At 47.4% G+C, this 10,021-nt stretch carries 16 protein-coding genes; 14 read left to right on the forward strand and 2 right to left on the reverse strand.

What is annotated here, in order from left to right; all coding sequences use genetic code 11:
- From J8L97_RS21440 to J8L97_RS21455, 4 genes are all read left to right on the forward strand, one after another.
- Positions 1-624: DUF935 family protein (locus J8L97_RS21440; RefSeq protein WP_211052679.1), on the forward strand; the 624-nt coding region annotated here is incomplete at its 5' end.
- Positions 614-1,315 (forward strand): phage minor head protein, encoded by a 702-nt coding sequence (locus J8L97_RS21445; protein WP_211052680.1) that lies wholly within the window; start codon positions 614-616, stop codon positions 1,313-1,315. The genes J8L97_RS21440 and J8L97_RS21445, both read left to right, overlap by 11 nt.
- Positions 1,312-1,776 carry a phage virion morphogenesis protein gene (locus J8L97_RS21450; protein WP_211052681.1) on the forward strand — a complete coding sequence of 155 codons (465 nt, stop codon included), beginning with the start codon at positions 1,312-1,314 and terminating at the stop codon, positions 1,774-1,776. Before J8L97_RS21445 ends, J8L97_RS21450 begins: the two co-directional genes overlap by 4 nt.
- 166 nt (positions 1,777-1,942) lie before the next feature.
- On the forward strand, positions 1,943-2,155 hold the full coding sequence (locus J8L97_RS21455; protein WP_211052682.1) for a hypothetical protein: 213 nt from the start codon (positions 1,943-1,945) through the stop codon (positions 2,153-2,155).
- Positions 2,156-2,185: 30 nt separating this feature from the next.
- Here the strand turns inward: J8L97_RS21455 and J8L97_RS21460 are convergent, their stop codons facing one another.
- Both J8L97_RS21460 and J8L97_RS21465 read right to left on the reverse strand, forming a co-directional pair.
- Complete coding sequence (locus J8L97_RS21460) at positions 2,186-3,022, reverse strand: hypothetical protein (RefSeq protein WP_211052683.1); 837 nt, start codon at positions 3,020-3,022, stop codon at positions 2,186-2,188.
- Positions 3,023-3,060: 38 nt separating this feature from the next.
- Complete coding sequence (locus tag J8L97_RS21465) at positions 3,061-3,246, reverse strand: hypothetical protein (RefSeq protein WP_063875331.1); 186 nt, start codon at positions 3,244-3,246, stop codon at positions 3,061-3,063.
- 270 nt (positions 3,247-3,516) lie between these two features.
- Between J8L97_RS21465 and J8L97_RS21470 the strand changes: the two genes are divergently transcribed.
- The 10 genes from J8L97_RS21470 to J8L97_RS21515 all read left to right on the forward strand — a co-directional run.
- Positions 3,517-4,704, forward strand: a complete 1,188-nt coding sequence (locus J8L97_RS21470; RefSeq protein WP_211052684.1) for a phage protease — start codon at positions 3,517-3,519, stop codon at positions 4,702-4,704.
- The gene (locus J8L97_RS21475; protein ID WP_210995105.1) at positions 4,704-5,084 is read left to right on the forward strand and encodes a hypothetical protein; all 381 of its coding nucleotides are present in this window, start codon (positions 4,704-4,706) and stop codon (positions 5,082-5,084) included. Before J8L97_RS21470 ends, J8L97_RS21475 begins: the two co-directional genes overlap by 1 nt.
- 1 nt (position 5,085) lies before the next feature.
- On the forward strand, positions 5,086-5,979 hold the full coding sequence (locus J8L97_RS21480; RefSeq protein ID WP_210995106.1) for a Mu-like prophage major head subunit gpT family protein: 894 nt from the start codon (positions 5,086-5,088) through the stop codon (positions 5,977-5,979).
- Between the two features lie 51 nt (positions 5,980-6,030).
- Positions 6,031-6,477: an HI1506-related protein gene (locus J8L97_RS21485; RefSeq protein WP_210995107.1), complete on the forward strand. Its 447-nt coding sequence runs from the start codon at positions 6,031-6,033 to the stop codon at positions 6,475-6,477.
- A gap of 1 nt (position 6,478) precedes the next feature.
- Complete coding sequence (locus J8L97_RS21490) at positions 6,479-6,895, forward strand: gp436 family protein (protein WP_210995108.1); 417 nt, start codon at positions 6,479-6,481, stop codon at positions 6,893-6,895.
- A complete protein-coding gene (locus J8L97_RS21495) occupies positions 6,892-7,422 on the forward strand; it encodes a hypothetical protein (protein WP_211052685.1) in 531 nt (176 codons plus the stop codon). Before J8L97_RS21490 ends, J8L97_RS21495 begins: the two co-directional genes overlap by 4 nt.
- Positions 7,419-8,054: a phage baseplate assembly protein V gene (locus J8L97_RS21500; protein ID WP_210995110.1), complete on the forward strand. Its 636-nt coding sequence runs from the start codon at positions 7,419-7,421 to the stop codon at positions 8,052-8,054. Before J8L97_RS21495 ends, J8L97_RS21500 begins: the two co-directional genes overlap by 4 nt.
- Positions 8,051-8,380 carry a GPW/gp25 family protein gene (locus J8L97_RS21505; protein ID WP_210995111.1) on the forward strand — a complete coding sequence of 110 codons (330 nt, stop codon included), beginning with the start codon at positions 8,051-8,053 and terminating at the stop codon, positions 8,378-8,380. The genes J8L97_RS21500 and J8L97_RS21505 overlap by 4 nt, the downstream gene beginning before the upstream one ends.
- A complete protein-coding gene (locus tag J8L97_RS21510) occupies positions 8,377-9,378 on the forward strand; it encodes a baseplate J/gp47 family protein (RefSeq protein ID WP_211052686.1) in 1,002 nt (333 codons plus the stop codon). The genes J8L97_RS21505 and J8L97_RS21510 overlap by 4 nt, the downstream gene beginning before the upstream one ends.
- Positions 9,371-10,021, forward strand: a 651-nt coding sequence (locus tag J8L97_RS21515) for a phage tail protein I (RefSeq protein WP_211052687.1), incomplete at its 3' end; no start/stop codon positions are given. The genes J8L97_RS21510 and J8L97_RS21515, both read left to right, overlap by 8 nt.

Genomic DNA, 10,021 nt, shown 5'->3' on the forward strand with positions numbered 1-10,021 from the left:
GCAACCTCAACCAACGCGCTTGGCCGTGTGCATCAAGACGTGATGGACGACATTATAGAAAGTGATGCAATGGAGCTGGCAGCAACAATCACCCGCGATATTGTTTACCCATTGTTTGCGCTCAATGGCAGCTCATATAATGGCCCGCGACGAGCGCCACGCTTTGAGTTTGATTTGAGCGAAGCGGAAGACATAAAACTGTACGCCGACAGTGTACCAAATCTTGTTGATATAGGTATGCCGATACCCGTTCGTTATATGCAAGATAAGCTGCAAATACCCGCCCCAGAAAAAGACGAGCCTGTTTTAACGCGCGTGAGTGCGACACCCGCAGAACCCGCCGCACTTAAAACCGCTGCACTCAAAACAACAGAGACTAAAACGCCTGACGATGATTTGGCTGTGATTGAAGAGCAGCTACGAACTGTTGTGGGGCCGCTCATGGACACGCTCATAGAGCCAGTGAAACAAGCGGTGCTCAAAGCGCAAAGTTTAGAGCAGTTGCGCGATTCAATTATTGATTTGGCTGGCGAACTAGACACAACAGAACTTGGCGCACAAATGCAACTCGCAATTGCAGCCAGCACGTTGCTCGGACGCATGGAGGTCAACGATGGCCGTTGAGTACGGTGCGCTGCCATTTACCGAAGCGATCCAGTTTTTTAGGGATAAACTCAGCCTACCAAGCGATAGCTGGGATGAAATATGGCAAGAGGCACACGACCACGGTTTTATTATCGCTGGGGCCATTGAAGAAGATTTGATCGAGAGCCTACGCGAAGCTGTAGACAAAGCGATTGTTGATGGCATTAGCTTAAAAGAGTTTCAAGCCCAGTTTGTTGAGATTGTCAAAAAAGCTGGCTGGGATTACAACGGCACACCGAGCTGGCGCAGCCATGTGATTTACGAGACTAATTTGCGCCAATCTTACAACGCTGGGCGCTGGCAGCAATTGCAGGCAGTTAAATCAACTCGCAATTATTGGATGTATCGACACGGCGACAGTGAGAACCCGCGCGAACTTCACTTAAAGTGGCACACTTTGGTATTGCCCGCAGATGACCCATGGTGGCGTGAACATTACCCCAGCAACGGCTGGGGCTGTAAATGCAGAGTGTTTGCAGTGAATGACCGTGACTTGAAACGTTTAGGCTTGCCTGTTGGCACCGCCCCCAACGATGGTACATACGACTGGGTAAACAAAAAAACAGGTGAAGTACATACGGTACCACTGGGTATCGACCCTGGCTTTGACTATGCACCAGGTGCAATTAAACCAAGTGAGCGATTAAAGCAGATACGGAGCGAGCAATGAGCGGCGTTAAACTCAATATTAATTTTGACAGTAAGCAGGTAGCCCGCGAACTCAACGAACTAGTTGATAGCGTGCAAGACCGCACAGCGCTACACCGCGACATTGGCGAGTACATGCAGCTATCTACCGCTGAGCGTTTTGCAAAAGAGCAAGCGCCAGACGGCACACCATGGGAGCCGCTGAAAGAGTCCACCAAAAAGCGTAAAACTAAAAACCGCAATTCAATCCTGCGTGAGAATGATTTTTTACGTGACACGCTGGCGTATGACGCTGGCAGTGATGCCATGGAGTTTGGTTCTAATCGAGTACAAGCAGCATTGATGCAATGGGGTGGCACAGATGACATGGCACCAGGGCCAGCAGCAGTAGAAGCCCGCCCATTTGTTGGTGTGAGTAATGACGATGAGGACGAAATAATACAACTCGCCGATGATTTTTTAATGTCCGCTGTGCGCCACTAGAGCGCACTCAGCAAGTTTATAGCTGCGATGGTGTGACTCAAGCAGAGATAATGGCGTTAAACCCGTTTCGGAACGTTTCTAAGTATTAGTGCAGCGTTGGTTTTGAACAAAGAGTGATCTTGTTATTCAATTTATTATATTTGTAATGTCTAAATGGAGCTAAAGAATGAAAGTAGGAATTATCGGTAAAGTAATTGGTGTCGGTGATAACGCAAAAGTCGCAGTCGTTTTTTTAATCTTATTATTTAGCTTGCTATCTATTGTCGGGCTTTTATATTTTCAAGACTTAACAAGAAGCACGACAATTCACACAATTACCTTGCTTGTGAACTTTGTTTCTATGTCACTCGGTTTTTTATTTGGATATAAAATCAAGTAAAAAGGAGCGCTATTTCTCCTCTTTACGTTACTACCGTGTTTCAAGTGTATAAGTATTTTGAGGTGTATATTCTGAGGTCCGAGGACGTTCATATTTTTCAAAGTTTTTCTTATACTGGAAGTCATGTAAATTTGCGTGAACAAGCTCCCGAACAGGTATGTTAATAAGAAACTTGGCTAAATCTACGGTTCGATCTGCGTTCTCTGTGTTTCCATCCTCTATGTCAGACCATACAGGCACATAATCGGTCACAAGTTCTAATCGCAGTTCTTTTTCACACCGATACCCACTTCTCAGTGGTAATATCATGATGTCGTTCATATGGGGGGCCAGCTCTATTGGGTAGCCTATATAGACTTTTCGATTTGATAGAGTGAAAGCTATTGGTAAACCATAAATAATGCTTTGATGCAAAATCCCCGTAAACTCAGGTGTATGGTCCGTACTCGCCAACCCATAATATACCGCATTATTTATCTCTTCAGTGGTCGAATCTCCTAACTTTGCCGCCATGTGCAATGCGAGTCTAGGACCTTTACTGGCTATATACAGAGCGATAAATGTAATTTCAATACAGTGAATAAAATACAAAGGGATGTACAAATTTGGAAAAGAAATTTTTAATATACTAAGTAAAATAGGCGCAAACACGCCATTTTCCAATGGTGTCAGAGTGAAGATAAAGCTAATAAAACTAAATAAAAGCATAGATAAAAACCACAACCCAATTCCACACCCCGAAGATAAAATGAACGTATGGTACCCTGTCGTTTTTCTGAATGTAGAGCGCGTGCCATGATAACGATGGCAGAAAATATATCCAAGAATAGTAAATACAAGAACCAATATAACGGTGGGCTTTATCATGAAGATCCTTTTTCTTCGAGATTAAAAAAAAGGGAGCTTTACGCTCCCTCCTTCTCTGCTTTTAAGTAAGCAATTTGATTTTTCACTTGTTCGCTGTCATGCAATGACTGCAATGGAACGACAAATGTTCCATCTTTTTTAGCCACAACTTTTATTTGGGCTGTCCTGCTTTGAGCTAAACCAGGAGTGAAAAAGTTTGAAATAGACTCTGCTAATCCACTCATACTCCCTCCTATCATTTTTTCGAGTGCGGGATTTTACCGCTTACCCACTTATAGTCAAGGACACATTTGACCTACTGTCAAATACGAAAAAAGCTCCCATGGGGAACTGTGAGAAACCAGATTACAACGTATGAACGCTGACGTCTATGGGCAATGTCTCACACAAAAAGTGATAACCGAAGAACCCCATGAATTTTTTAACCCAGGTTAAAATACATTTCCCGCGCTAAATCTGATACTGACCCCACGAACTAACACATGGTGTCAGCAATGCATAACCACAAAAACAAACCTGTCGTCAAACAGCAAGTGAAGTGCGCCCGCGCTATGGATGGCGCTCGTATGGCAGTTTTGTCAGCTCAATATAATGGTGCTGTTGGCACGGCAGTTTGTAAAATCTCTGGCATTGAGATTGACGAACACGGCGTAAGCCCCCGCGTACAAGTGTTGCCAGATGGATTTTTTAGTGCTGGCGATGGCCGCCCGCAAGACACCGAGCATAAAGCATGGCTGATGGATCAAGCTGCTTGGGCGTTGCTAAAGCACCATTTAGATGAGCGCACCAACGACCTACATTTTGACTACGAACACCAAACCATTTTTGCTGAAAGTAACGGCAAAGAAGCCCCCGCCGCAGGCTGGATCAAACCCGTTGCATTTGAATATGTGCCAGGGCACGGCGTTTACGCGCTCAATGTTAAATGGAACGACAAGGCTGCGGCTTACCTGCGCAAAGACGAATACCGCTTTGTTAGCCCTGTATTTGATTACGGCTTTGATGGTCGCCCCATAAAGTTTAGACATTTCGCATTAACCAACGACCCAGGCTTGGACGGTATGGCTAAGGTCGTAGCACTAAAAACTGAAACAACTGGAGAAAACCCCATGAATGAAGCGATGCAACTGCTCGCGTTGCTTGGCGTAACGGTGGCCGAAGGCCAAGAGCCAACAGCAGAGCAATTTACTACCGCAACAACAGCACTTAAGGCAATGCAAGCTAAGGCTGAAGAAACAGCGACTTTGACGACTCAGTTAAGTGATGCCAACAACCAAGTTGCGGCATTAAAAGCCGCAGGCGGCAACGGTCAAGTTGACTTAACCAAGTGGGTACCGCGCGCTGACTATGACGCATTAGCAACCGAAACAGCAGCACTGCGTACTGAAAACAGCACGCTATCTATTGAACAGCAAATTGAAAAAGCCCGTGAAGAGGGCCGAATTTCAAACGCTGAAACCAACTACTTTAAACAGCTTGGCGAACAACAAGGTTCAGCTGTCCTGAAGACTCAGCTAGATGCACGCACACCGATTGCAGCGCTAAAAAGTCAACAAACGACTACCACGCAAACGCCGCCGAAAGGCCAAGGTAATGATGAACTAGACAGTGCTGATTTGGCAGTGCTCAAAGCGTCGGGCCTCGATGTTGAAGCATTCAAAAAACAAAAAGGAGCGCAGTAATGAGCGCAATAGCAACTCGTGATGGTCGCTTTCGTGGCTACCCATTGGCAGGCGGTGAAAAACTCATCGCAAACAAGCCTGCAATTTTGAGCAGTGGATTATTGGTTTCAGTTGGTGCCGTTGGCATATGTGCCGGCGTTATGCGCGAAACCGTGGATAACAGCCAAGGTGTTGATAAAGCGGTCCGTGGCTCGGTTGAAATTGGCGAGCACATGTTCCCGAACAGTGGCGATATTAACGAAGCCCATGTGACACAAACCGCATTTTTTGTTGATGCAACCAGCAACCTTTCTATTGATTCAGCAACCAATACCCGCTCAACGGCTGGGACTATCACCGAAGTGGATAGTCGAGGCGTTTGGGTTAATTTAGGAGTTTAACATGGACATTACAGCAGACGTCGTTCGTTCAATTTACACGGGTGTACAGACCTCATTTCAACAAGGCCGTGCGCTATACACACCTACTTGGTCAAACATTGCCACTGAAGTATCGTCAACAACGGCCACTGAAGATTATGGATGGATGGGTGAGTTCTCAAAACTACGAGAGTGGATCGGTGACCGTGAAGTCAACAAGATGGAATTACACACCTACTCACTTAGAAACAAAAAGTTCGAAGGCACTGAAGGGATTTCAAAAGATTACATCGAAGACAATAGGCTAGGTGGCGTTTTCAAAAAATTTGAAGATATGGGTTATGCCGCTTCATCTCACCCTGACGAATTGGTCTACGAGTGCCTAGCAAATGGTACAAAGAACCTCTGCTACGACGGCCAACCATTTTTTGATGCTGAACACCCTATGGGTGACGGTAACAACAAAACATTGGTCTCTAATATTCAAGATGGTTCAGGTGTGCCTTGGTACTTGATGGATGCAAGACGCCCACTAAAGCCGCTTATTTTCCAAAAACGCCGAGATTACAAACTGACAGCAAAAACGGATGACGGCACGTCTGACCGCGTATTTATGGCCGACGAATATTTGTATGGTGTTGATGCTCGTGTAAATGCTGGTTACGGATTCTGGCAACAAGCATTTATGTCTAAAGCCGAACTCACCGCCGACAACTTCAATGCGGCATTTAAGCAAATGAGGCAGCTGAAAAGTGACAAAGGCCGTCCTCTTGGTATTAAGCCCAATCTTCTAGTTGTTGGTGCTGAGCACTTAGCAGCAGCAAATCAGCTTATCAAAGCAATGCAAAAAGCAGGCGGCGCAAGCAACACCAATTACAACCAGGTGCAAGTTCTTGATTCTGAGTGGTTGGACTAAGCCCAAATACATGGGGCTTAGTCCCCTCTTTTAAAAAGGTAGGAGCATGTTATGGAAACTCGTTTACCGTCTGTCACGGTACATAATCCGCGTCAGCAACATTATCACAGAGCTGGTTTTAAGTTTAAGTCGGGTAAAACCGAATTATCACCGGAGCAACTTACAAAGGAAGCACTGGCGATATTACGTGCTGATCCCCACATTCGCGTCACGGAAAGTTCGGCAACTCAGTTTACTCACGAAGGGTGCAGTTTGGACACATCGAGTGTGGGTGATGATTTGATTATTGATTGTTCAGGTGCACCTGAAGAGCTGGCCCACATCATCGCCGCTATTCATGCGTTGAACGCCGAAACACCACTAACCAAGCCGCCCAAAGTTGCAGACCTCGCGTGCGAAGTTGACGGTGTTGAAGGGCTAGTAACCCCAACCGCTGAGCAACGCGACGCCGCATGGAAGCTTTATCAGGAAAACAAACCAACGGTTGAGGCTGAATGATATGTACTGCACGCGCGATGATTTGATAGCACGGTTTGGTGAGTCTGAGTTAGTTGCGCTCACCGCAGAACGTGGCGAACAGGCGATAAACGAAACCCGTTTAACCAATGCGATTAACAGTGTGAACGAAGTGATTGATGCACATGTTGCCATGCGCTATCCACTACCGCTGCCAACTGTGCCAGGCATTTTAAAAGGCATTGCTGTCAACATTGTGCGTGCAGACATAGACAAACGCCCAGCGGAGCGTGTGACTGATGATAAAAAGTCAGCGATGCAGTTACTGAGCAAAATCAGCAAAGGTGAACTGAGTTTAGGATTAGAAACCAGCGAGCCTGCACCTCAAGCCTTGGATTTGGCCGAAATGCATTCGGCAGGCTCAGTGTTTGGGCGCGATGAAACAGGTGGCTGGATATGAGTTTATCAGCCTACTTGCGCGCAGTCCGCGACAAGCTCGACTCAACATTTCCAGGTTTACGCGAGTGTGAACTGCACCCAGGTACGGTAAATAGCGCTGAGTTGGATCGCATTGGCACAAAAACGCCGAGCATGTTGGTCACGCTCGGGTATGTTGAACCGCCAGAGTACATTCACGAGGGTTACGACCGCGCAATTATTCCCATGGTTTACATCATTACGGGGGGTAACGCAGACCAACAGTTAGAAGATGCCATTAATTATGTTGATGGTATTACCCAGCTCATTGAGGGCGAGGGTTTTGGTTACGAACTGGCACACCGTGCGTCTGACGTTGTCGCTAAAAACCTGTTTACCACCGCAACTGGCCGACACGCCACGAGTTTATGGGTGGTGCGCTGGCGTCAACTGGTGCGCTATGTGGAACCCCAAGCACCAGCAGAGCCAGTACCAACTGATTTATATGTGGGCATCACACCCGAAGTCGGTGCGGCGCATGAGCAAGACTATACGCAGGTGACGCCATGAGTTTTGAAGTAGCAGAATTGATGCGCCGTTTTGCCAATATGCTGATGCTGGGCACGATTGAAGAAGTGGACCATGACACACAAAAAGTGCGTGTTAAAGTCGGTGAATTAGTCACTGGCTGGCTGCCATGGCCCGCAGAGCTTGGGCGTAATTTTATTCGTTGGCGTCCGCTCAAGCCTGGCATTCAATGTTTGATTGCTTGCCCTGCGGGTGAGCCGACACAGGCCGTGATTATTCAATTGTTGTACACAACCGAGTTTCATTCCCCAAGTATCAGCGAGCACATGGACGTGCTCACTTTTAACGATGGCACACAGATTCAGTACGACAGTGAAAACAGCGAACTCGATGTGAACTGCGCTAAAGACGTGACCCTTAATATTGCGGGCAATGTCACTGCCCATGTTGTGGGTGATGTGGTTGCGACTGTGGATGGCTCAACCAGTTTTACCAGCGCCGGTGATTTTAACATTGAAGCTGGCGGCAACTTTAATGTGAAAGCCGCACAAACCAACATCGACAGCCCAGTGACACAAACGGGCGGCGATATGACGTCTGACGGTATATCAGCCCAAAAACACTTACATGCAGGCATTACGGCAGGACCAGGTAAAACAGGAGCGCCCGAATGATGAATGCAAACACAGGCCATGTAATTAGTGCCAAAGACCATTTAAAACAAAGTATTCGCGACATTCTCACAACCCCGCTGGGTAGCCGTGTAATGCGCCCTGATTATGGCTCAAAGCTACCACGATTAGTTGATGCGCCAAGCAACAACCAAACACTCGTTGAGATATACGCCGCTGTTGCTGGCGCGCTCAGACAATGGGAACCGCGCTACAAACTCACGCGTGTAAAAGTAGCCAGCCACGGCAAAGGCCAAACGATGATTGATTTAGAAGGTATGTATTTAGTTGACGGAAAACCACTGATGTTAGAGGGGTTGATTGTATGAGTATTACCAATTTTTCAGCGATTGATTTAGACAAATTACCGCCGCCAAACATCATTGAACCACTCTCGTTTGAACAGATAAAAAACGAGATGCTAAATGAGTACAAAACACGATATGCAGACGCTGAAATCACACTCGCCAGTGAACCCGCAGTAAAACTCATTGAAGTATTTGCGTACCGTGAACTGATGGTACGTCAGCGCGTCAACGAGGGGGCTGAAGCCGTGCTATTGGCAAAAGCCACCGATGTGGAATTAGATTATCTCGGCACGCGCTTTGGTGTTGAGCGTCAGCTTATTGATGCGGGTGACATAGATGCTAACCCACCTATACCACCCACGTTTGAAACCAACGAGCGTTACCGCGAGCGTATTCAACTCGCACTAGAGGGGTTTAGCACCGCAGGCCCTGTGGGCGGCTATGTATTCCATGCGCTTAAAGCCAGCCCACAAGTTAAAGATGTGGCCGTTGACGCCCCGCAGTTTACCGTTGTGCAACTGACTGAAGAACAGCAAACCCAACTCCCTGCAGGGACTACCGTTTTACACTGTACGTATGACGCGGGGTTGAGCGACCCACAACCAGGTGATGTGGCGATTACCGTGTTATCAACTGAGGGAAGCGGCGCACCAAGCAGTGAGCTAAACGCCGCAGTGATGGCCGCACTCAGTGCCGATGATGTACGACCACTTACAGATCACGTTCGACTACGTGCCACCGACATTACTGAATATGCGCTAAGCGCGACGTTACATTTATATCCTGGCCCCGATGCTGAGAGTGTGCGTATACAAGCCCAAGAAAGCGCACAAAGTTGGGTGAATGAAAACCATAAGCTTGGCCGAGATATAACGCTGTCAGGGCTGTATGCAGCACTGCATTTGCCAGGTGTACAACGGGTTGAACTACATTCACCAAGCAATGATTTGGTGATGCTCGGTCATCAAGCCGCGTATTGCACAAATGTTGCTGTATTAGTTGGGGGCCGTAATGTCTGAGCAATTACTACCGCGCACCAGCAGTAAAAACGAAAAAGCGTTAGAGCAGTCCAGTGCCCGGGTAAATGACGTGCCCGTACAAATTGGCGATTTATGGTCAGCGGAGCGATGCCCCGAACATTTATTGCCATGGTTGGCCCACGCCCTCAGCGTGGATGAATGGGACAGCACATGGCCTGAAACCATAAAGCGCCGCGTTATCGCACAAAGCATTCCAATGCACCGAATAAAAGGCACAGCGGGTGCAGTTAAAAGCGCATTGGCTGCACTCAATGCCCATATTGAGCTTGAAGAATGGTGGCAATATGACGGTGTACCGCACACTGCAAAACTGATTGCACTGGTGCGTAATAACTTAAACCAAACTGGCGATTCACTGCTTACACCAGCGCTGCAAGCCCAGCTATGGCGCATTGTTGCAGCGATGAAGCCAACGAGAAGCCACATTGATTTTAATGTGGGTGTGCAGATGGACCAGCCCATGTCGATTGCCTCTGCAACCACGAGCTGCAACGTGCAGCGCATGGATTTTGCGGGCGAGCCTGATAACACATTGCATACCAGCGGCCACGTTATTCAATCAGCGCACAGCAACATTGCCAATAGTCGAGCCGAATTAACAGGAGCGCCAGACAACACACTA

This window comes from Pseudoalteromonas sp. MMG012 (assembly GCF_018100875.1).
Taxonomy (GTDB): Bacteria; Pseudomonadota; Gammaproteobacteria; order Enterobacterales; family Alteromonadaceae; genus Pseudoalteromonas; species Pseudoalteromonas aurantia.